Genomic DNA, 20,833 nt, shown 5'->3' on the forward strand with positions numbered 1-20,833 from the left:
CCAGGCGAGGGAGCCGAAGATAGCGAGGGCGGAGCCTGCACCTATGAGGGCGTAGAGCAGGGCATCGGTGCCCGGACTCGGTGAGGGGCTTTTCGGGGTGGCGGGCAGGGGATGGTTCCTTGAGGGAGAGGGGAGTTGACGGTGAGCGCGGCCAAGGTCGGCGGCAGGTGGCCGAGGGCGGCGGTGTGGTCGCCGATGGGCATCGGCCGAAACCTGGATGTCCGCCTGCTGAGGCCGGCGTCAGGCGGGCTGCCTCAGCGCGAGGCCGCGCTGGCGAGGCGGGCCGGTGTTGGGGGTACGGCTGCCGGTGGGGGCTGGCGACCGTGGCCGGGGGCGGTGGTTCGGGTGAGGGCGGCGACCCGCCGGGAGGTGGCTGGTTCCTCGGCGACCGGGTCGACGGCGGAGATCTCGCTGAGCCGCTGGGAGGTGGTGTTCAGCAGTGCGGTCATCCGCCCGAACAGGCTGTACTCCGGGTCCATCAGCGGGCGGACGAGGAACTCGTCCTCGGCTGTGGGGGGGGGTATTCGCTTCTCCGGAGTCAGCGGTGGGGCGGTTCGACGATCCGGGAGTGCGGGGTGACGGCGGTGGGGGCGGCCTGGATCTGCGGGCCTGGGCCGGCAGCCCGGATCGCTGGGGAGTTGGAGGTGGCCGCGTGGTGGCGGGCGGCTACGTCCACGAGGCCGTCGGCGGCGTAAGCGACTGGAGCGGCGGCGCGGTACCCGGCGGCGGCGAACCGGGCGCCCGCGTCCAGGACGGGCTCCCAGACCTCGGGCTGGTCGCCCAGCTCGGTGCCGAGCTGATTGCCGAGCGCGTACACAGCGGCGGCGAGCCGGTGGGCCGGTCCGGGCCGCAGTCCGATCCACTGCACGACCTCGGCGGCCTCTTCCGCGGTCAGCTCGGGGGCGAGCTTCTCGATCTGCCGCAGCGCGTCGCTGGCGCGGGCGACCGCGGCCTCCACGAGGGCGAGGGTGGGGTCGTTGGGCACAGGGCTCCTACGGAGAACGGTGGAGGGGGCGGGCCGCCGCCTGCGGAACGGCGGCCGGTGGTGCGGCGACGACGGTGGCACGCTGGGCGGGGACCGAACGGGCAGCCGTGAAGCGCGGGTTGCGGTCCTCGTGCTCGGCCAGCTGGCACACGGCCAGGGCGAGGGATCGGTCGCGCGACGTCGCGGCAAGGGTCTGGTCGGCGCGTACCAGCGGGGCCAGGAGGCGGGCCTCGTGCGGGTCGGTGCGGATGAGGACCCAGCGGCAGGCGGCGGGGTCGTCCGGTGCGGCGATCCCGGTGGCGGCCAAGATCCGCCGGGCGACCTCGGCGAACCGGTAGTCGGGGGCCGGGGCCCGGTCGGGGTCGGTGCGCAGCGTGCACTGCCACACCATCCGGGACCTCACCGCCTGGGCCGGGTTTGCCGTCCGGGAGAGGTGGGCGGTCAGCTCGGCGACGAACGCCTGTTGGCCAAGCAGGGAGAGTTCGGGGACCGGACTCCAGGCGTCCAGCAGCCGCAGCCGCTGTCCCCGGTTGGCTGCCGCCGTGACCAGGCTGGCGATCAGGTCCTGAGCCGAGAAGTGGCGGGAGATGAAAGGGTGCACGGTCACCTCCCCGGCGCGGTTGCGGCGGGCGGGGCCGCCGCGACCGGAACGGGTTCTGCGGCTGGCGGCGGAGCGGTGGCAGGCCGGGCGGCCGATCGGGCGAGGGCCGCCTGGTGGCGCTCGGCGACTTCGAGGGGGCCGTCGTACTCCCAGGGCCAGCGACCGCCGATCCGGTAGAGCCCGCGCTCGTCCGGGGCGACGGACTCGGTGCCGCCATCACCGTCGTAGTCGGGCGTCCAGTCGAAGGTCAGTACCTCGCAGTCCCAGCGCGCGGTCATCCCGCAGTTGTCCTTGTGCAGGTCCGCGACGATCTGCTCGGCGGTGCGCCGGGAGAAGGCGGGAGAGCAGTGGGGGCCGATGTGCCCGAGGGTGTCGCGGGGGTCGACCAGGCCGGGGTAAGGGCCGTGCTCGGAGTCCTCGACGTAGAAGTGGAACAGGCGCTCGATCACGCGGCTCAGTACGGGTTCTCGGTGGTGCGGGCATCCTGCGCGGCGGCCACAAGCTCGGGCAGATCGCCGGGGGCGGCGTCGCGCTGGTCGATCCACCAGGTCGCCGTGTCGAGCAGGCGCACCTGGTCCTCGATCTCCTGCCAGTCGGCTTCGTCCAGGTCGCCCTCCTCGACGAGCACCCGGTAGGCGCCGGTGACCAGTTGGTGCCGACAGCGCTCGCCCCACGGCACGGCCTTGGGCGGACCGTCCAGGTCGGGCATGCGGAACTGCTCGGCCCACTCGGTGGCAGCCTGCTGCTCGGCGGCGCGGCGCTCGGCCAGCCAGGCTTCGCGGGAGGCGGTGTCCGATTGGCGCTCGGTCAGCCAGCACTCCTTGCAGGAACGTTCCGCCAGCCAGCGGGTGAAGCCCGCGCGCTTGTCGGCGGGGCGTTCCGACAGGTCGTGGTCGACGCTGTGGCCGCAGGAGTGCTCCACGGACCAGATCTTCTTGACGGCCAAGTTGGCTCTCCTTAACGCGAGTTCGAGTGGCCGGCAGCCCACTGGATGCGCGGGTCGACGGCGGGGACAGCAGCAGCGGCGGAAGCGGCGCCCTGCGCGTGGAGGGCGGCGCTGGAGCGGACCCGGCCGCTTGTCGCGAGCGCGGCGCGGGTGCGGGCGCTGGTGGGACCCGGACGGGAGGCGGCGGTAGCGGGCCGGGTGGCGACAGCGGCGAGGTCCCGGCTGTTGCCGGCCAGGACGGTGTCCGCCTGGGCGATCACGGTTTCCACGCGGGAGAAGTCGACGCCGGCGGGGTCGGCGCGAAGTTGGGCGTCGATGGCGCGCAGGCTCGCGGCGACCTCGCCGTTCATCGCCACGCGGTCGTGCAGCAGCGCGTCGGCGCCACGGTCCTGGGCGCTGGGCCCGGTGTGCACGACGGTGCCGAACGGGTCGGACTGGGCATCGGCGCGGGTGGGTGATGCCGGATTGCGGTCCTGCGGGGCGATGAGCCGAGTGGCGAACAGGTCCGTGTGCTCGGGTGCCGGGCTCTGTGCCGGGGACTGCGGGGTGCGGTCCATGGCCGCGATGAGCCGGGTGGCGAACGGGTCGGTCGGCACGTACGGGCTGCCAAGCGGCTCGAAGGCGAGGTCGGTCGCGACACGCACGCTCTGGTTGCGCAGCTGGGCGACCGCGCGGGTGGCACGGAGATCGCCTTCGTGTTCTGGCTCGTCGAGCGCGAACAGGTCGGAGATCGGCGATGTGCGCACGAACCCCGCCTCGGTGAGCGCCTGCCGCATGTGCGGCTGGACGAAGGGGATGCGGGCGACGATGCCCAGTTGTGGATGCCGACCGATGGCCACCTCGGGCGCCAGGGACTGGGCGGGCGGCGCGAGGCGGACGACAGGGTCCGCACCTGCGGCTGCTTGGGCCTGGCTCGGCAGCGGGGGCTGGCTGGCGGCGGTGTAGTCGAACTCCGGGGCGGCCTCGACCTGGACTCCGCTGTGGCGCAGGAACGCGACGGTCTGCCGCACGTGGAGGAACAGGTTCTGCTGGTCGGGTGCGGTGTCGATGGTCAGACGGCCGTCGGCGAGCGGCCGGAACCCGGCGCGGAGGAGGACCTCGCGCGCGGCCGGGTTGGCGTCGGCGCCCAGGGAGGCGGCGACGCCGTACTGCGGGTCGCGGGTGATGGCGATTTGATGGGGGTTGATGCGCAACTCCTGGTGGCGGTCCGGGGGAGGTTCAGCGGCGGGCTGTCGGCCGGGCCGGTTCGGGGGTGACGACGGCCGGGGGCGGCGGGCAGGCCGAGTGCGAATCTGGACGGGGCCGCGCTCATCCGGGCCAGCGGAGCGCGGACCGCGGCGGCGCGTAGGCCGGCTGGTTGCGGACGCGCGGTGTCACGCTGGTAGAGGAGGCGGAAGTCCCTGCGCGGCAGATCCCCGTAGGAGGGGTTCCACCGGTCGGTCTCAGACAGGTACCGGTCGCGCGAGTTGTAGCGGATCATCACGAACGGCTGGTCCTGGTCGACCTGTTCGCCGAACCGGGCGAGCCACCAGTGGTCGTCGTCGAACCTCTGGATCGCCTCGACGATGATCCGACGGTCCTGGACATCGGCCGCGATCTCGCGGCTGAGCGGGTTCGTCAGACCGGCGCGCAGCTCGTGTTCCGCAGTGCTGCGGGCGGTCACGGCAGCCAGGTCGGCGTCCGGGAACGGCTCGGCCGACTGGAGCCACTCGTAGTACGCGAGGACCTGCAGCGGGGTCTGTTCCGGCCGGTGCCAGTTCGCCACCTGCACGCCGGTCTTCATCAGAGCCCGCAGGGCCTCGGCAGCGTGCTGGACCTGGTCGTGTGCTTCGACGCAGGGGCGTTGGCGCCAGGCGTTGTTCTCGACGTCGGCCGCGCGGTACCAGAACCCCGACTGGTGGAGGATCTCCCCGGCGGCCTGCGGGTGCTGTCCGCGGATGACAGCGAATTCGCCCGCGTCGTAGTCCCAGCCGAAGGCCACGTGGGGCGTGGTCATCGCCGCAGGGGTGCGCCCTGGATCACCAGGACCGCTCGGGCCGGGGCGTTCGCCGCCGCCCGTTCGCGTTCGGCCGCGCGCCCGGCCTCCTCCTCGCGGGCCTGGATCAGGAGCAGTAGTTCCTCCTCCAGCCGGTCGCGCTGGTCGGCGGCGGTCTCCAGGGCCTCCAGCTGGGCGTCGAGCTGGTCGAGGACGGCGTCGTCCACCCGGCGGCGCGCCGCCGCGACGTTGATCAGCTTCACGCGCAGGAAGGAGACGCGGGTCTCGGCCGCGACCAGGGCGCGGTGGGCCTCGACGAGGCGGGCGGTGGCGGCGTCGGCACGGGCCTCGTTGGCGGCCAGCGCGGAGAGGGAGTTGCCGGCTGCGGCCTCCAGGCGCTCGTCCAAACGGGTCAGGGTGTTCGGCATGGATCTCCAAGCAACGATGAGAAGTTGAGAGCTGGGCCGGTCAGAAGGGGCGTGGTACATGGCCGCTGGTAGGCCGGGGTGGGCGCTGTGGTGCCGGATCAGCGGAGGACGGCGCCGCAGAGGTGGCCTGCGGTCGTGAAGGCGACGAGCTGAGGGCCGCGTTCCGGCGAGCGCCGTCGGCGGGAGGTTGTGTGGCGTAGCCGGAGGCCGTCCACGTCGTGAGGGCCGAGTCCAGGTCCTTGTGCCGGTTGACCTTGTAGTAGGGCCGCCTGCCCTTGCAGAAGATGGCGCCTTCGCCGGTGGCGGCGTAGAGGCCGAGCAACTCGCGGCCCCCGTATGGTGAATGGTGGGAGGCCAGCAGCGTGAGGTGTCCGTTGCAGATGTCCGCGGTGAGCATGTCCCCGTAGGCAATCCTGTCCAGTGCAGTCCGCACCCCGCTGTCACCGACCCACGAGGGCCGGTTCTCGATCCGCGCACGCTGCTCGGCCTCGCTGAATACCCTGGTGACGCCGTACTCGGCGGCGGTGAGCAGCCGGATCGCATCCCGCAGCTGCCGCTCGACGGTGGCGGGGCTGTCGTGGCGCGGGCGGTGAAGGTCGAGCGCGTCGTCGCGGACGAATCCGGCCTGCTCCAGCCATCGGGCGCTGCGGCGGTCGACTGCCGCAGCGACAAGGAAGCCCAGGTCCGGCCGGTGCCCGACGGTGACCGAGGGGCGGCTCATCCCGGATGCCCCGGATCGTGCATGCGGGCGTCGGTGTCGAACAGCTCCAGCTCGGCCTTGTGGAGAAGATGTTGAACGATAAACGAACGGCCGGCCACCTTCCACAGGCCGCGGCCCCGGCCGAGCTGGGAGATCGCGGCGGTCTCCACTCCGGTCAGGCCGAGCAGCCCAGCGGTGGCGGCAAGCTGGTCGGCCTCTTGCCGGTAGATCACGCGGGTCGCGCAGTCGGTCATCAGACCCTCGGCCAGTGCGCGGGCGCGGGAGCCCTGGTCGCCGGCCGACAGCAGATCGCTGAGCCGGTGAATGATCAGCATGTTCGCGATGCCGAGGCCACGGGAGAGCTTCCACTGGGCCTGCATCCGCTCCAGGAGCGCGGCGTGCCGCATGATGCGCCAAGCCTCGTCGTAGATCACCCAGCGCCGACCGCCGTTGGGGTCGCTGAGTGCGGCCTCCATCCACGCGGACGCACAGGTCATGGCGAGCGTCAGCGCCGTGTCGTCACCGGTGGACCCGAGCCGGGACAGGTCGATGGTCAGCATCGGACTACGCGGATCGAAGACGGCGGTGGACGGTGCGTCGAACATCCCGGCGAGGTCGCCGGTGATCAGACGACGGAAGGCGTGGGAGAGGTCCTGGGAGGCTTCGCCGACGCGGCGGGACGGGTCGCCGAGCGCCGAGTCCAGCAGGTCGGGCCGGCCGAGGACGGCGGCCACGTCGCCGAGCAGCGGAACCCGGCCCGCAGCGGCGGCCTGCTGAACAGCGGTGTCCAGCGCGACGTCGAGACCGGTGTACTCCATCGGCCGCATGTCGCGGCGCAGGACGGTCCGGGCGAGACTGCCGAGGAGCAGCAGGCGCCGCTTGCGGACCTCGCCGGCCCACGCCTCCTCGTCGATGCCCTCCGGCGCGGCGGTCGCATCCAGCGGGTTGAGGCGACCGGGAAGTCCGGGGCCGAGAGCGATCGTCGTGCCGCCGACTGCCTGCGCGACGCTCGTCCACTCGCCCTTCGGATCGGACGCGACGTAGACACGGTAACCATGGGCGGTGGAGCGCAGCGCGATCGACTTCGCCAGCGCGGACTTGCCCTGGCCGATCACGCCGGCGATCAGGCAGTTGGGGTTCGTGAAGTTCTCGACCTTGCCGTACAGCGCGAAGGGATCGAAGACGAACGACGCCTCGGCGTGGACGTCGCGGCCGACAAGGACACCGGAGCTGCCGAGGCCGCCCTCGGCCAGGAAGGGGTAGGCCCCGGAGGCGGTCGCGGTGGTCATCCGGTGCGCGGGGAGATTGAGCTTTCCGCCGCGCAGGGAGGCGGGACCGGGGCGCCCCCCAGCCGGGTAGAACGGGCGCAGCTCCTCGTTCTCTTCGCGGCGGGTGCGGGTGCGCGTCGGCCGGGAGTTGTCGCGGGCGGTGCGCCGGGCGGCGGCCAGGTCGCGGCGGGCCTGGCGGCGGGAGGCCCGGTCGGAGCGGCTGGGCGTGAACAGAGGTGAGGCGGAGGAGCGCAGGAACTTCTCCCGTCAGGATCGGAAGGCGGGGGCGGGGGCGCCGCGCAGCTCGGCGGGGGTGGAGATGCGCCGCATGCGGGCGGAGGCGAGGGTGTGCCGCTGGCAGATGACCAGGTCCGGGGCGCCCTCGGGCAGTCGCAGAGCGCAGGCTTCGCGGGTGGGGGCGCGGCCGTCGGCCCGGGGGGCGCGGTGGTAGGCGAAGTGGAGGGCGTCCGCGGTCTGCCACAGGCGGATCCGTGCGGCGTGGAGGTACTCGGCCTCGGCGACCTGGTGTGGCCGGGCGGTCGCGGTGTGGGTGTCGAGGAGCTGGAACAAAGCGGTGCAGTGCGCGTGGAGCGCATCCAACTCGGCTCGTGAAGCCGGTAGTTGGTCCGGTGCGCTGGTGTGATGGTGGACGTCCACGGCGGCGGTGGCGAACCGCAGCAGCCGGGGGCTGTCGGCCGGAGGGTGGTGCACGCGGTCTCCCGTCACAGACGGGCGAGCGGGAGGGCGGCCCGGGAGAACGCCTCGGCCTGCTCGAACTTGAGGAGGCGCAGGTCCAGGCTGGTGCTCGCCGCGGCGGTCTCGATCGTGGCGCACTGGCGGCGCAGGTCCTCGGGGGTGTCGGCGCTGACGACCACGAGGCCGGTGAAGTCCACGTCGGCATGGCCGGAGATCAGCTCGCGCTCGTGCTCCTTGGCGTCGGCGTACTCCATGGAGTCCGCCTCACTGTCCACCTGGCCCTTGCGGACGCGCTCGGCCGCGTCAGCGACGATCGACGCCTTGCGCCGCTGGACGGCCTTGAGCGCGGCGTCGAGGTCCTCGGGCCCGTAGTGGAGCGACAGGGCGCGGCGCACGCCGGCGGAGAAGACGAGGCTGTGGAGGAAGCCGTGGCTCACCTCGCTGCGGGGCCACTGCTCGATCCAGTAGACGGCGTGGCAGGCGGTGTCGCTGGTGATGCGCTCGCTCTCCTCGACCAGGACGACCGGTCCGGCGGCGCCGGGGTCGGCTTCGGCGCGGCCGGTGTCGGACCACTGGTCCATCGCGGCAAGGGACTTGGGGTCGTAGGCGCTGCGGATCACGGCAGCGAACTCGCGGCCGGTGAGCCAGCCGGAGGGGGTCAGGCCCGCGTTGCGCAGGGACTGCTCGAAACCGGGGGTGAGCTGGGACAGGACGGTGAAGGCTCCCGTGAGTCCGCCGCCGGCCTCGCCGATCAGTCGGCGGGCGGCCTTGAGGTCGAGGGCGATGGCGATGTACGCCTCGTGCGGAGCGGCGGTCGGACCGGCGGCGTCGAGGAGTTCCTGGTAGACGGGCCCGGCGACCGGGGCGTCCGGGTTGCCGTGCTCGGCCCAGTAGCGCTGCAGCGCGTCGCCCGAGTCAGGCACGGTGCGCTCGATGACCTGGACCGCGCTGATGTAGCCGGTGCGGGCGAGGGCTGCCAGGGCACGGCCCCAGCCGCTCACGTTGGCGGCCTGCGCGGGAGCGTCCAGGAGAGCGAAGGCGCGGGAAGTGACGCGGACGGCGGCGATCAGGGTGCCGCGCTGGGGGTCGTGGACGGCGCCCATGGTCCCGCCGGGGGCGGTGACTGCGCGCAGGCTCGCCGTGGTTCCGGGCAGGTGGAGCAGGCCGTCGCGGCGGGGCCGGGAGCTGGGGCGGGCGAGCCAGATCAGCTGGCCCTTGGCCCGGCGCAGGTAGTAGCGGATGACGATGGGGGCCCAATCTGCCACGGAGCGGCTGTGGAAGCGGATGAGGACGAGTGCGGCGGCCAGCGCCCATACGGGCGTCAGGAGGACGGCGCCGACTAGGCCGCTGGCGACCATGGTCACCAGCAGCAGGGCGCCGGCGAGGCCGACGACGGTCAGCTGGGCGGGGCTCAGGCCGAGCAGGATGCCGCGGCGGGAGCGTGTCGGGAACCGCACGGTGGAGAGGAACTCGGTGGACAGGGGCGCCTCCTGGCGTGGGAGCCCGGCCGGGGCGAGGGGGGCGGAGCCCCGGCCGGGGCGGGATCAGGCGAGCGGCGTGGACGGCGGACCCGCCGCCGGGGTCGGGGGGCCGGTGACCGGTGCGGTGGAGGTCGCCGGACCGGCCGGTGCAGGCGAGGAGGCGCGCGGCGCGGCCGGGCGGACGCCGCGGACGACCGGAACCGGTGCGCCAGGGCTGCCGGCCGCTGCGGCGACGGCCGCCGAGGGGGACACTCCGCCAGTGCTCCCTGCGCCCGAGGCGGGTACGGACCCGCCGCCCGCCGGGCTGCTCGCGGAACCGGCTGGGCGGGTGATCAGCGGCTGCCCGGTACCGGAAGCGCGGCGGGTGATCAGCGGCTTGGAGACGGCGCCCTTGCTGCCACCGCCGGTGCTCGTGCCGGGGTAGGCGAAGCTGGCCTGCGCCGCGGTGTCGGAGGGGGGGCTCGACGGGGAGGAGGTGCTGCCGACGGCGCTGTCCTGGCCGGGGATCTTCGACGGGCCCTGCGGCGCGGCCGTTGCGGCAGCTCCGGCACCGCCGGTGCCCGCGCTCATGGCCATGGTGCCGGCCTTGCGGGCGGCGCCCGCAGCGGTCTGCATGCCCGCGTTGACGGTGCGGTGCAGGTCGGCGGCACTGCCGTCGGCGGCCCAGTGGATGAACTTGTAGGTCATCATCGGGCAGAGCAGGACCAGGATCATGACGACGATGCCGGCGAGGATGTCCGACAGGGCGGCCAAGCCGTCCTTGTTGTTGGTGTTGCCGATGGCGCTGATGCCGATGAGGAAGACGACGGTCATGATCAGCTTGGAGAACACCAGGGCCGCGGTCGCCTCGATCCAGGCGCGCCGCCAGCGAGCAGCCGGTTCCCAGCCGCCGCCTGCTCCTGCGAAGACCGCCAGGGTGACGAGGACCAGGATGGCGACCTTGCGCAGCACCATCGTGCCCCAGTACATGACGGCACCGACCACGCAGCCGAGAGCGACAAGCGCTGGAACGGCCCAGCCGAGCTGGGACGTGCTGGCGATCATGCCGACCTTGATGACGCGGGTGACGGCGTCCGAGGTGCTGGTGTTGGCGACCTTGAACAGGCCGTTCGACAGCGCGTCTACCACGCTCAACGCGATGCCCGTGCCGGCGACGGCGACGAACGAGAACAGCACGCCTGAGATCGTCCCGGTCACGGCCTGGGACAGGGCTTGGCCGTCACGCCTCCAGGCGGCACGCAGGAGTTGCAGGCAGAAGGTGGCGACGATCGCGACCAGGCCGATCGGCAGCATGATCGCGTAGTTCTCGCGGAACCATGAGGCGCCGAGGTCGACCGACGTCGTGGAATCCACGGCCTGGGAGGCGAGGTTGGCGGCACTCTGGGCGAGGTCGCCGCAGGAGCGGGCGATCCAGTTGCCGATCGAGCCGGTGATCGAGTCGGTGATGCCGCCGGGGGTGACGTCGCACAGGGCGCCTGCGAGAGGGAGGTCACAGAAGCCGATGAGGCACCCCCTCCTTTCTTATAGGGGGCGGGTCAGGGGTAGACGGTCGGTGCGATCGACGCGAGCGCGCAGTTGTGGCCGGGGCGGCACTGCACGGCGAGGGTGATCGCGCGTCGCTCGTCGCCCTGGCCGCCGCCGGTCCAGGTGATGGACTGGGAGCCGTTGACGGTGACCGCGTACATGTAGGCGACGGTGAGCTTGGTGGGGTCGGCGGCCACGGCCTGGTTGAACGCGGTCGGCAGATGCGCTTCGTTGACCTTCCCGGTGGCCCGCTGGCCGTTGTCGCGCATCCGGTCCCACAGGGTGGGGTCGGGGACCTGGCTGGCGAGGGCGGCCGGGTCGGCGTACGTGCTCTCGCTGGTCAGCCAGGCGCGAAGGCCGGCGAGTTGCTGCGACTGGGACGTGGTGCGGGTGTCGTAGGTCCACAGGGCCCGCGCGAACGCCTTCGCGAAGACGACCGGGTCGCTGGTGTGAGGCGGCGGGGCGACCGGATTGGTGGTCGACGTCCCGGGCTGCGTGGTCGGGTCGCTGCTCGCAGCGGCGGTCGGCGCGCTGCTGGGCGTGGAGCCGGGGGCGGCGGTGCTGGTGGCGGAGGGGGCGGCCTGGCTGCGGTGGCCGCCGCCGGTGAACCGGGCGATGAGCCCGGCCACCAGGGCGACGACCACGAGCGCCACCACGCCGACGAGCACGCGGCGGACCATGAGGGACTGGCCGCCGGGCTTGAACGGCTGAGGTGAGGAGGACATCAGTGAACGCTCGTCCCGACGTTGGAGAAGAACGTGACGATGCCGTTCGCGGCGCCGAGCAGAAGCGCGCAGCCGGCCGCGACCAGCGCGCCCTGCTTCCCCTTCTGCTCCGAGCCGTGGGAGCCGGTGTGGTGGCCCCACGCCCACACGATGCCGGAGACGCACAGCGCGCCCACGACCGCGATGATCGCGAAGAGGTTGATCGAGCCGACGGTGCTCTTGAGCACGTTGAGGCCGGGCAGGCCGCCCTCGGAGGGCTTGATGCCGGGGTCGAACGCCAACTGCTGGACCTTGGCGGCGGCGTTGGCGAGGTAGGTGGTCAATCACACTCCACGAGCTAGGGGGCGGGGTAGACGCGGCCGGGCCGCGGCAGGGCGAAGGAGAGAGGCGCGCGAAGTGCGCGGAGAGGGGGCGAGCTGGCGAAGCTCGGTGTGTCGCCCGCCGACCAGGGGTAGCCTGCCGAAGAGGCAGGATGCCCAGGTGGTGGACCGTCCCGCGTCAGAAGGGCGGGGCAGTCAACGGCGTCCCCAAACCGACAAGTTGCCGACAGAATGCTCGGACACCGACAACTTGAATCGGAACCTGCAGCGTCAGGGGACGATGCGGCGGGCGGCGACGATGTCGGACCGCCAGGAGTCCAGGGTCGAGATCTTGACCACGTCGCCGGTGTGCGGAGCCTGCGCGATCAGGCCCTGCCCGATGTACATCCCGACGTGTCCAGGGCCCTCGGGCCCGGGTTCGGTGAACAGCAGGTCGCCCGGCTTGAGGGCGTCGACCGAGACTGCGGTGCCCTCGGTGACCTGGGTGTACGTGGTGCGAGTCAGCGCGATGCCGCCGGCCTTGTAGCTCTGCTGCATCAGGCTGGAGCAGTCACAGCGGCCCATCGGGTCGGGGCCGTGCGGCGCGGTGCAGGAGCCGCCCCACTGGTACGGGGTGCCCAACTGCCCGAGCGCGTACCGGATCGCGGACTGCACTGCGGGCGGCGCGTCGGTCGGGATCACGTACCCGGCGGGCAGGGTGCCCGGCGGGATCGTCCCCCAGTCGATGCCTGAGCCGTCAGTCCCGCACCCGGTCGAGGCCGGAGGCGGTGAGCCGGGTGAAGGCGATGGTGCCGGGGTGGCGGAACTCTCGCCCAGAGCCTTGGAGATGGCCTGCTGCAAAGCGGCGGCCAGGCTCTCCCACTTGGCGTAGGCGTCCGGGTAGCCGGACTTCTGGACGGCCTGGGCCGCTTCGGTGAGCGGCAGCTGCTGCCACCCGTCCACCTGGAGCAGCGCCTTGTAGAAGGCGGTGCTGGCGTAGACGGGATCCTGCAGCTGGGCCGGGGTGCCCCAGCCTTGGCTGGGACGCTGCTGGAACAGGCCCAGCGAGTCCCGGTCCCCGTATCCGAGGTTCTGGAGGCCGGACTCCTGCAACGCGGTGGCCAGGGCGATGACCTGGCCGCGAGCGGGAACCCGCATCGCGATGCCGGTGGCCACGATGACCTTGGCGTTCGGGATCTGGGTCGTCGGCTCGTCCAGGCCGGACACTGGTGCGGTGGGCCCGGCCTTGCCGGACAGGATCTGCTGGACCTGAGCGGCGACGGCTGCGGCCTCCACCTGCTGGGCACCGGTGTTGCAGCTGGCCTTGGTGGCGGCGTCGTTCGCCATCACCGCCACGGCCGGGAAGCCGATCGCGATGGGAACGCCCAGGATGAACGCGGCGCAGCCGCACGCCACCTTCTGCCAGCTCATCGGACGGTCGGCCGACCGCCTTCGACGGCGGCCGGGAGGTCGGTCGGGGGCCGGGGCAGGCAGGGGTTCAGGTAGCTGATGAGGGTCTCCATTTCAGGCGGGAGCGGGGCGCCGTTCCGGCAGCGAAGGCGCGGCCGGGACGGGTCGGGAGCGGCAGCAAGCCGCCCTCGTAATCTGCGAAAAGGCATGGCGGTGTCCTTTCCGCGACATGACGGAATTCGGCGGACGTGGTTTTTCGACCGTAGGATCGGCGCAGCCGTTTTCCTAAAAAGCAGGGTTCGGCCTGCCCGAGGGTCAGGTGGACCCGGCAAACCTGGGCCCTCTCCGGCCATTGGCCGTCAGTGCCGTTACCTGGCGCGGAGGGGCCCGGTCCTGCCGGGGTGTCACACAGTAGGAGCCGGGAAGCCGGAAACCTAAAAAGGGATCTGGTGATATCGGTCCGGGTTCTCCGTGCGACGTGGAGGACGTTAGGCGTCGGGCGGCCGGAAACCTAAAAAGATCGTGGCCCGGTGGAAAGCAAGGCCGTTTTTAGGTTTCCGGCCGGAGAGCGCCTAGCGTGCCGTTTCCGCCCCGCGAAAGCCCTTGACCCGCGCGGTCCGCGCTTCGCGCTGCCGCCCCGAGCCCCGGGGTGGCCGAGGGCGACGACACCCTGTCCCCGTTACGCAGGAGCCCCCCTGAGCTACAAGATCCACCGCGGCGACGCCCTGCTCCGGCTCGCCGACATCCCCTCGCAGTCCGTGGACTGCGTCATCACCGACCCGCCCTACAACAGCGGCGGGCGCACGGCCAAGGAGCGCACCGCCCGCACCGCCCGCGAGAAGTACACCACCGCAGGCAGCGCCCACACGCTGGAGTCCTTCCCCGGCGAGAACAAGGACCAGCGCTCCTACGCCTACTGGTTGAGCCAGCTGCTCGCCGAGTCCTACCGTGCCACCCGCGACGGCGGCACCGCGCTGGTCTTCACCGACTGGCGCCAGCTCGGCGCCACCGCCGACGCCTTGCAGGCCGGCGGCTGGATCTGGCGCGGCGCACTGGCCTGGTACAAGCCCGCAGCCCGTCCGCAGCGCGGGAGGTTCACCCAGCACTGTGAGTTCGTACTGTGGGGTTCCAAGGGCGCGATGGACGCCGATGCCAACCCTGTCTACCTGCCGGGCCTCTACACCGCGTCGCAGCCCAAGGGCGCGGGCCGGGTGCACATCACCCAGAAGCCGGTCAGCGTGATGCGCGAGCTGGTCAAGATCGCCAAGCCCGGCGGCACGGTTCTGGACTTCTGCATGGGCAGCGGCTCCACCGGAGTGGCCGCGCTGTTGGAGAACCGGAGCTTCGTCGGTATCGAGGTCACCGACCACTACGCCGGCGTTGCCGAGAAGCGCCTGGCGGAGGCCGCGCGGCAGGTCCGCGAAGGCACGGCCGACACGGAGCCCTCCCCCTGACCACCGTCGTTGACCGGGCCGTCGACAACGACGGCCCGGTCAACTCCCCCCACATGCGGCCCGGTGAATGCTTCCTCCCACACCTACTCGGCCCTCAACACCCCAGCCATACAACGGAGATGCCCTGCTAGCGGCCTTCGGCAACGCGCTTTAGGAGATCCCGTGGCTCTTCAAGACGCTCCGCACCGTGTTGCGGGAGTGCCCTGAGAGCTCGGCAATCGCCACCTCGGAGAAGCCTCCCTTCTTCGCTTCCAGGATCAGGCGATCCCGTTCCTGACACATGCGCCGGTACTCCGTCAGCTTCGTACGGATCACCGCTTCGGCCGCAGGTTTTGGCGGCGGTGCGATCCAGGTTGGCGACCCTGGACTGCACGTATGCGACATGTTGCGCCTTTCCAGTTCCATGCGCGGCAGCGTAGAACCGCCAGCGGCGGACGGCAGTCGACACGCTGTGCAGAAATGCGCAGAATGCTCAAAATTGCACAGGCGTGTTGGTCTGCTCGGGTGAACATCGCGCACCTGCCAGGTCTGCGAGTTGATAGGCGCAGCCGCCCCTGGGACATCTTGACTGCTCTGCCGCTGGCGGACCCGCCCTGGGAACTCATCCCGCGGCGCCATCCGAGTAAGGAACGCATAGTGTTCGACCCCCGCGCCTTCGCCGCTATCGACATGGGGACCTACGCGATCGGCGGAGGCTGGACCCCGGCCTCACCAGACAACGAGTCTCCCGAAACGCGAAAGATTCGCTTCTTCGACAACTGGGAATCACAGCCGGGCCCCACGGTGAAGAACCTCTCGGCACTCCTCCTGGACGCCAGCGGGGAGATGATCGCCTGGGGCTACGAAGCCCGGCGCATGTGGCTCACCCAGGGGGCGGCCCTGCGCACCGCAGGGGCCAAGTACTACCACGGCTTCAAGATGGACCTCGGCGCTCTAGAGAAGGACAAAGGGCCGGAGGAGAGCGCAAGCCCGGTCGACGGCGCCTCCGAACCCGAACGCACTGACAACGCCTGTGGCGTGAGTTCCCGAGACCTTCTGACCGCGAACCTGCTCACGTTGCTGCTGCGTCAGGTCGTGCAGACGGTGCTTCAGCAGATCATCGCCAGCGGCTACGACGAGGACGACGTCCGCTGGGTGCTGACGGTGCCCGCCTGCTTCACCGACTACCAGAAGGCCATTTACCGTGATGTGATCAAGAACGCCGGGCTGCCCGGCGAAGACGGCCGGGTCCTTCTCTCTCTGGAACCCGAAGCCGCCGCCCACTACGCCCGCGTATCCGGACCACGCCAAGGTCCCGCTGGCCCCGTGCTGATGGCCCCGGGCGCTCGCTTCATGGTCGTTGACTGTGGGGGTGGCACAGTCGACATCACCGCCTACCAGAACGACCAGGACGGCAAGATGATCGAGATCGGGCGGTCCCTGGGCGACCGTCTCGGCTCGGACTTCCTCAACCGCCGAGTCGAGGACGAATATCTCCTCGACGCCTTCGGTAAGGACGTCATGGAAGACATCCGCGAGGCGTGCCCCGATGCCCTGCTGCACATGATCGACCAGTGGGAACGCGCCAAGACCGCGGTGCGGCTCGACCAGGAGGAGAATGTCAATCTCCTCATCCCCACCGGGATCGACCGGAAGATGGGGGCGGTGGGTCGGCGTCGGCTGGCCCGCCGCCAGAATAAGGTCGACGACGCCATTGTCATCGTCCCTGCCCAGCTGCATGCGCTCTTCGACGCCGTTGTGCCAGGGACTCTCGACCTCGTCGAGGCGCAGCTGAACGAGATGGAATCCGATCAGAGCGGCTCCGACGTCCCCAACGTGATCGTCCTGGCCGGCGGCTTCAGCAACTCGCCGTACCTCCAACAGGCCATCAAGGAACGCTTCGCGACCCGGGCCACCATCGTCGTGCCGCCGAACCCCGACATCGCCGTCCTGGCCGGTGCCGTCCACTTCTGCTACGACCCGCAGACCCGCGCACGCCGCAGCCGGTTCACCTACGGCATCGACACCGCGATGCCCTTCGAAGAGGGCATCGACCCTGAATCGACCAGGCTGAGCGCACCTGACGGAGACAGGTGCGTCGACCGGTTCAACGTCTTCACCACAGCCGGACAGTCAGTGCCGACGGACGCCGAGGTCTGCCACGTGATCTTCCCTCTGTTCGACGACCAGAAGAGGATCACGTTCGGCGTCTTCGCCACCCGGGACACCGGACCCCGATACGTCACCGACGACGGCTGCGACCAGTTGGCAGAGGTCACCATCGACCTCGGACCGGTCATGCGCTTCGAACGGAAAGAGCGCGGAGTACGCACCTTCATGAAGTTCGGCGAGACCGAGATCAAGGTCCGCTCCGAACTGGTCCAAGGAGGCGGCGAAGCCGCTACACAGGTCCGCTTCCACTCCAACTACTGATCCGAGAGCCATGATCTTCCGCGAACCCGAGCAATCCCCGCAGGGGACTGCCAGCTGGCCGCCAGAGACCGACAGGGACATGTACATCCCTCCGGCCCTCGCACCAAGCACAGAAGAAGCCCTGGAGACCGCCCTTCAGCGGATCGGCGCGCTGGAGTTCGAGGTACGACGCGGGGCCACCGAGCATCAACGCATGTGGGCGCACATCAACCGCCTCGAACGGCAGCTCGGCACCCTCCTTGCCGCCCAACTCGATCGCCGCGACGATCTCGCGGGAACACAGCACTGCGAGCACCAGGAGCTCTCTCGCCAGATCCGAACACTGATTGAGCAGCAGTTCCAGAACTTCGCCCGCCGTTACAGCGACAGAACCGACCTCGACACGGACCGGCCCCGCCGGGAACGTACCGCGCACCTCATGTCCATGCTCATCCGACCGCTCCTGCACGAAAGGCCAGCCTCCAGCTGGTCCATCCAGCAGTCCCTTCGTCTAGCGGAAGACCCCGGCATCGAGGCCGCGATCAACCGGCTGCGGACCGACTGCGTCACTCTGACGGAGCGCATCGCCAAGGTCGGGCTCGCACATGAATGGAGCTATGCCCACACCGTGGGAGCGCCCCTGGACCCTGACAGACAGGAGGCATGGGCATCGTGCGACCCTGATGCGCCAGTCTCCTTCCTCGTAGCGCCGGCGTACCTCGTCAACGGGCGCGTCTACGGCCGCCAGCTCGTCTATACCGTCTGACGGACAGGGGCCCCACGGGAGTGGGGTCCCGACCGTCTTAGACGTCATTTCAGTTGGTGAGTCGGCGGTGGCATATGAGGGTCGCGGCGATGGCTGTGAAGGCCAGGAAGTGTTCCGGTTTTCGCTCGTAGCGGCGGTGGAGGCGTCGGCAGCCGGCCAGCCACGAGACGGTTCGTTCCACGACCCAGCGGTGTCTGCCCAGGCGTTGGGATGACTCGATGCCTTTGCGGGCGATGCGGTGCCGGATGCCGCGGGAGGCCAGCCATTGCCGCAGGTTTCGGTTGTCGTAGCCCTTGTCTGCGTGCAGTTTTCCGGGCCGTCGGCGTCGCGGGCCACGGCGTGAGCGGATGGGCGGGATACCGCGGACGAGCGGGATGAGTGCCTGGCTGTCGTGGAGGTTCGCGGCGGAGATGCCGATCGACAGCGGCAGGCCGCCGCGGTCGACGATGAGGTGGATTTTCGATCCCTTCTTGCCTCGGTCGGTCGGATTCGGTCCTGTCAGCTGCCCCCTTTGAGGGCCCGGACGCTGACGGAGTCGATCGCGCAACGGGACCAGTCCAGCCCGCCCCGCGAGCCGAGTTCGTCCAGGACCAGGCGGTGGAGTCTGGCCCACACCCTGGCCTCGGTCCACTCGGTGTCGGCGTACGGACTTTTCTGGCTCCGGCAAGATTTTCGTGAAGCGGGGTTGTGCTTCCGTGCGCCGGTGACACTCCGTCACGGGTAGCGAGATGGTCGGTGAGTGTGATGACCTCGTACGAACTGTGTCTCCGCACCTGGACGTGGTGCGGGTGGAACGGGTGTGGTCGGCGGGTGGCGTGGTCCGTATCGCGGCCCGTACACGAGAGTTGACGGTGGCGTGTCCGGACTGCGGTCGCGGGTCAGCGCGCGTGCACAGTCGCTATGGCCGCACGCTTGCCGACGTCGCGGCCGGTGGGCAACCGGTGCTGATCGGGCTGTCGGTGCGGCGGCTGTTCTGTGATGCTCCGGGCTGTGGCCGGCGGACGTTCGCCGAGCAGGTCGAGGGGCTGACGGTGCGCTATCAGCGTCGCAGTCCGCTGCTGCAGGACCTGGTGGAGGCAGCCGGGGTGCTGCTGGCCGGCCGCGGGGGTTCCCGACTACTGCAGATCCTCAAGGCGCCGCTGTCACGGACGAGTGTGCTGTTCCACGTGATGCGCATGCCGCTTCCGTCGGCACCGCCGCCGCGAGTGCTGGGCGTGGACGACTTCGCGCTGTACGCGGACGTCTACGGCACGCTGCTGGTGGATGCCGACACGCGGCTGCCCATCGAGTTGTGGGCCGGACGCGACGCCGAACAACTCGCCGCCTGGCTGCGCGATCATGCAGGCGTCGAGGTGGTGTGCCGCGACGGCTCGCTCACCTACCGTCAGGGAATCACCGACGGAGCCCCAGCCGCGGTGCAGGTCAGCGACCGCTTCCACCTCTGGCAGGGGCTCTCGAAACGGGTGTCGGACATCGCCGCCGCCCACCGTGGCTGCCTGTCCGCCGCGGTACCTGAACCCGAACCAGCCGCACCTCCAACGCCGCCGGCGGAACGGTCCGAGCCGGCCGATACTCGGGCTCGCCGCCATGCCCAGCGGCTGTTCGAGGCAGTGCACGCGGTGACCGGCACCGGACGCTCGCTCAGCGCCATGGCCCGCGAGCTGGGACTCAACCGGCGCACGGTGGCCAAGTACGCACGCGCGGCCACCTGGCAGGAGTGCGTACGCCGCACCCCTCCGCGGCGAAGCACCAGCCTCGATCCCTACCTGGAGTATCTGCGGCAGCGGTGGGACGAGGGCGAGCACACCGCGACGGTGCTGCACCAGGAGATCGCCGCCAAGGGCTACTCGGGCCACTACCAGCGGGTCAAAATGGCCATCGCACCACTACGCCGCGGGCTGCCGATCGACACACCGCGCGAACGGCCACCCTCACCCCGCCAGGTCGCCCGCTGGATCACCACCACACCGGCCCGGCGGGGTCTGCACGCCACCGAAGCACTCCGGCGGCTGCTCGCACACTGCCCGCAACTGGAGCAAGCCCACCTCCTGGTGCGGCAGTTCGCCGCGATGCTCGATGCCCGGGATGCCGCACCGCTGCCGAACTGGCTCGACCGACTCGAAGCCACTCACCTCCCGGCAATGGCCGGGCTGGCGAAGGCGCTCCGCGAGGACCAGCGCGCGGTCGAGCAGGGGATCACCACAGCGTTCAACTCGGGCGTGAACGAGGGCCGGATCACGGATCTGAAGCTCCAGAAGAGGATCATGGCCGGCCGCGCCGGAGTTCCACTCCTCCGCCAACGCGTGATCCTCATAGCCCACCTCCGACGCCGCTACCCGTCACGGAGTGTCACCGGCGCACGGAAGCACAACCCCGCTTCACGAAAATCTTGCCGGAGCCAGAAAAGTCCGTACGCCGACATCACCCGATCCCGAGCTCGCGACGTTCGGCGTGCAGCACGTCCTGGTCGTCGCGCCTGTCAGTCGTCCATCCCATCGGTGCCTCAAAGGGACGGTCGGTCGGCAGAACGACCGTAGGACCAGCGATCACCGTGCGGCGGATGATCTTCCACTCGCCGTCTCGGCGGAGCATGCGATCGACGAAGCGACCCCATGTCATGAAGTGGAGCGCCCCATCGGATCTGACGGCACCCTCGCCGAGGAACTGTTGGAGGGAAGCGAGGGCGTCAGCGGGGTAGTGCTGCACGATTGAGTTGTAGCTCTCGACCAGGGCCAGGTCGTCATCTGCAAACTCGATGAGGATGTTCCCACTGATGTGCAGCGAGTACGGGATGGCCTCGTGTCGGCGAGCGATCCAAGCGATGAGTCCGTCGATGTCGCCCTGGTAGGCGCCGTGATTGTCATAGGCGTCGTGGTGGTAGCAGCGCCGGAGCTCGTCCAAGTCAAGCCTGTCGACTGATCGGCAGTACCGGTTGAGCACATCTCGGATGGCCTCCCGGTCGATGAGTCGCCTGAGGTCCGGGGCGAGAGAGTCGGTCGTCACCGGTGAGTACCTTCCTGTTCTGTGGTTTTCGGAGTAGTGATGTCCAGAGGTGCAGGACGGGGCGTCGCTGCGTGAGCTTCGCCCGGTCGACCCGGGTACGACAGCAGCTCCCTCGCGCGCGATGAAACGCACGGCGTGCGCGGTCCAGCCCCGCAAGATTCGCGGTCTCCCCGAGCTCGAC

Annotated in this window: 21 protein-coding genes and 1 pseudogene; 4 read left to right on the forward strand and 18 right to left on the reverse strand. The window is 70.6% G+C overall.

The features are described from left to right. Positions 1-254 precede the first annotated feature (254 nt). The 15 genes from ABZX85_RS39550 to ABZX85_RS39620 all read right to left on the reverse strand — a co-directional run bounded on the left by ABZX85_RS39550 (position 255) and on the right by ABZX85_RS39620 (position 12,975). The gene (locus ABZX85_RS39550) at positions 255-449 is read right to left on the reverse strand and encodes a hypothetical protein (RefSeq protein WP_355880353.1); all 195 of its coding nucleotides are present in this window, start codon (positions 447-449) and stop codon (positions 255-257) included. Between the two features lie 89 nt (positions 450-538). Beyond that, positions 539-985 carry a hypothetical protein gene (locus ABZX85_RS39555; RefSeq protein WP_355880355.1) on the reverse strand — a complete coding sequence of 149 codons (447 nt, stop codon included), beginning with the start codon at positions 983-985 and terminating at the stop codon, positions 539-541. Between the two features lie 7 nt (positions 986-992). After that, positions 993-1,586, reverse strand: a complete 594-nt coding sequence (locus ABZX85_RS39560) for a hypothetical protein (RefSeq protein ID WP_355880358.1) — start codon at positions 1,584-1,586, stop codon at positions 993-995. A gap of 2 nt (positions 1,587-1,588) precedes the next feature. Beyond that, complete coding sequence (locus tag ABZX85_RS39565) at positions 1,589-2,035, reverse strand: hypothetical protein (protein ID WP_355880361.1); 447 nt, start codon at positions 2,033-2,035, stop codon at positions 1,589-1,591. 5 nt (positions 2,036-2,040) lie between these two features. After that, the gene (locus ABZX85_RS39570) at positions 2,041-2,532 is read right to left on the reverse strand and encodes a hypothetical protein (RefSeq protein WP_355880363.1); all 492 of its coding nucleotides are present in this window, start codon (positions 2,530-2,532) and stop codon (positions 2,041-2,043) included. Positions 2,533-2,543: 11 nt separating this feature from the next. Next, positions 2,544-3,725: a hypothetical protein gene (locus ABZX85_RS39575; RefSeq protein ID WP_355880366.1), complete on the reverse strand. Its 1,182-nt coding sequence runs from the start codon at positions 3,723-3,725 to the stop codon at positions 2,544-2,546. 799 nt (positions 3,726-4,524) lie between these two features. Beyond that, complete coding sequence (locus tag ABZX85_RS39580; RefSeq protein ID WP_355880369.1) at positions 4,525-4,935, reverse strand: hypothetical protein; 411 nt, start codon at positions 4,933-4,935, stop codon at positions 4,525-4,527. Between the two features lie 40 nt (positions 4,936-4,975). Then, a complete protein-coding gene (locus tag ABZX85_RS39585; protein WP_355880371.1) occupies positions 4,976-5,656 on the reverse strand; it encodes a hypothetical protein in 681 nt (226 codons plus the stop codon). Continuing rightward, entirely contained in the window at positions 5,653-6,924 is a 1,272-nt protein-coding gene (locus ABZX85_RS39590; protein ID WP_355880374.1) for an ATP-binding protein, read from the reverse strand. Before ABZX85_RS39590 ends, ABZX85_RS39585 begins: the two co-directional genes overlap by 4 nt. Before the next feature lie 246 nt (positions 6,925-7,170). Next, entirely contained in the window at positions 7,171-7,614 is a 444-nt protein-coding gene (locus tag ABZX85_RS39595) for a DUF6238 family protein (protein WP_355880377.1), read from the reverse strand. Positions 7,615-7,625: 11 nt separating this feature from the next. Next, positions 7,626-9,080 carry an SCO6880 family protein gene (locus tag ABZX85_RS39600; protein ID WP_355880611.1) on the reverse strand — a complete coding sequence of 485 codons (1,455 nt, stop codon included), beginning with the start codon at positions 9,078-9,080 and terminating at the stop codon, positions 7,626-7,628. A 63-nt stretch (positions 9,081-9,143) separates the two neighbouring features. After that, positions 9,144-10,433, reverse strand: a complete 1,290-nt coding sequence (locus ABZX85_RS39605; RefSeq protein ID WP_355880380.1) for an ATP-binding protein — start codon at positions 10,431-10,433, stop codon at positions 9,144-9,146. A gap of 182 nt (positions 10,434-10,615) precedes the next feature. Beyond that, entirely contained in the window at positions 10,616-11,329 is a 714-nt protein-coding gene (locus ABZX85_RS39610; RefSeq protein WP_355880383.1) for a hypothetical protein, read from the reverse strand. Next, entirely contained in the window at positions 11,329-11,652 is a 324-nt protein-coding gene (locus ABZX85_RS39615) for a DUF6112 family protein (RefSeq protein WP_355880384.1), read from the reverse strand. The genes ABZX85_RS39610 and ABZX85_RS39615 overlap by 1 nt, the downstream gene beginning before the upstream one ends. Positions 11,653-11,919: 267 nt before the next feature. Continuing rightward, on the reverse strand, positions 11,920-12,975 hold the full coding sequence (locus tag ABZX85_RS39620) for a C40 family peptidase (RefSeq protein ID WP_355880614.1): 1,056 nt from the start codon (positions 12,973-12,975) through the stop codon (positions 11,920-11,922). 758 nt (positions 12,976-13,733) lie between these two features. Here ABZX85_RS39620 and ABZX85_RS39625 point away from each other — a divergent pair. Beyond that, the gene (locus tag ABZX85_RS39625; RefSeq protein WP_355880617.1) at positions 13,734-14,492 is read left to right on the forward strand and encodes a site-specific DNA-methyltransferase; all 759 of its coding nucleotides are present in this window, start codon (positions 13,734-13,736) and stop codon (positions 14,490-14,492) included. A gap of 150 nt (positions 14,493-14,642) precedes the next feature. Here ABZX85_RS39625 and ABZX85_RS39630 read toward each other — a convergent pair whose 3' ends face one another. Further along, positions 14,643-14,897 (reverse strand): hypothetical protein, encoded by a 255-nt coding sequence (locus ABZX85_RS39630; RefSeq protein ID WP_355880386.1) that lies wholly within the window; start codon positions 14,895-14,897, stop codon positions 14,643-14,645. 231 nt (positions 14,898-15,128) lie between these two features. Between ABZX85_RS39630 and ABZX85_RS39635 the strand changes: the two genes are divergently transcribed. After that, positions 15,129-16,904, forward strand: a complete 1,776-nt coding sequence (locus ABZX85_RS39635) for an Hsp70 family protein (protein ID WP_355880389.1) — start codon at positions 15,129-15,131, stop codon at positions 16,902-16,904. Positions 16,905-16,914: 10 nt separating this feature from the next. After that, a complete protein-coding gene (locus ABZX85_RS39640; protein ID WP_355880392.1) occupies positions 16,915-17,649 on the forward strand; it encodes a hypothetical protein in 735 nt (244 codons plus the stop codon). A 49-nt stretch (positions 17,650-17,698) separates the two neighbouring features. Here the strand turns inward: ABZX85_RS39640 and ABZX85_RS39645 are convergent. After that, positions 17,699-18,282, reverse strand: a pseudogene (locus ABZX85_RS39645) (IS5 family transposase); the annotation flags it as partial. A 95-nt stretch (positions 18,283-18,377) separates the two neighbouring features. On the opposite strand from ABZX85_RS39645, the gene ABZX85_RS39650 reads away from it, so the two are divergent. Then, on the forward strand, positions 18,378-20,186 hold the full coding sequence (locus ABZX85_RS39650; RefSeq protein WP_355880395.1) for an ISL3 family transposase: 1,809 nt from the start codon (positions 18,378-18,380) through the stop codon (positions 20,184-20,186). On the opposite strand, the gene ABZX85_RS39655 is transcribed toward ABZX85_RS39650, so the two are convergent. Continuing rightward, positions 20,071-20,652: a nuclear transport factor 2 family protein gene (locus ABZX85_RS39655; protein ID WP_355880398.1), complete on the reverse strand. Its 582-nt coding sequence runs from the start codon at positions 20,650-20,652 to the stop codon at positions 20,071-20,073. The two genes, ABZX85_RS39650 and ABZX85_RS39655, sit on opposite strands and share 116 nt — an antisense overlap. Positions 20,653-20,833: the final 181 nt, after the last annotated feature.

The sequence above is a fragment of the Streptomyces sp. NPDC004539 genome, from assembly GCF_040610055.1.
GTDB lineage: Bacteria > Actinomycetota > Actinomycetes > Streptomycetales > Streptomycetaceae > Streptomyces.

Excerpts from the sequence above, each read along its gene's own strand:
- ABZX85_RS39630 (WP_355880386.1), bottom strand. The coding sequence starts at position 14,897 with ATGGAACTGGAAAGGCGCAACATGTCGCATACGTGCAGTCCAGGGTCG.
- ABZX85_RS39650 (WP_355880395.1), top strand. The coding sequence starts at position 18,378 with ATGGTCGGTGAGTGTGATGACCTCGTACGAACTGTGTCTCCGCACCTG.
- ABZX85_RS39550 (WP_355880353.1), bottom strand. The coding sequence starts at position 449 with ATGACCGCACTGCTGAACACCACCTCCCAGCGGCTCAGCGAGATCTCC.
- ABZX85_RS39620 (WP_355880614.1), bottom strand. The coding sequence starts at position 12,975 with ATGGCGAACGACGCCGCCACCAAGGCCAGCTGCAACACCGGTGCCCAG.
- ABZX85_RS39580 (WP_355880369.1), bottom strand. The coding sequence starts at position 4,935 with ATGCCGAACACCCTGACCCGTTTGGACGAGCGCCTGGAGGCCGCAGCC.
- ABZX85_RS39585 (WP_355880371.1), bottom strand. The coding sequence starts at position 5,656 with ATGAGCCGCCCCTCGGTCACCGTCGGGCACCGGCCGGACCTGGGCTTC.
- ABZX85_RS39640 (WP_355880392.1), top strand. The coding sequence starts at position 16,915 with ATGATCTTCCGCGAACCCGAGCAATCCCCGCAGGGGACTGCCAGCTGG.
- ABZX85_RS39590 (WP_355880374.1), bottom strand. The coding sequence starts at position 6,924 with ATGACCACCGCGACCGCCTCCGGGGCCTACCCCTTCCTGGCCGAGGGC.
- ABZX85_RS39610 (WP_355880383.1), bottom strand. The coding sequence starts at position 11,329 with ATGTCCTCCTCACCTCAGCCGTTCAAGCCCGGCGGCCAGTCCCTCATG.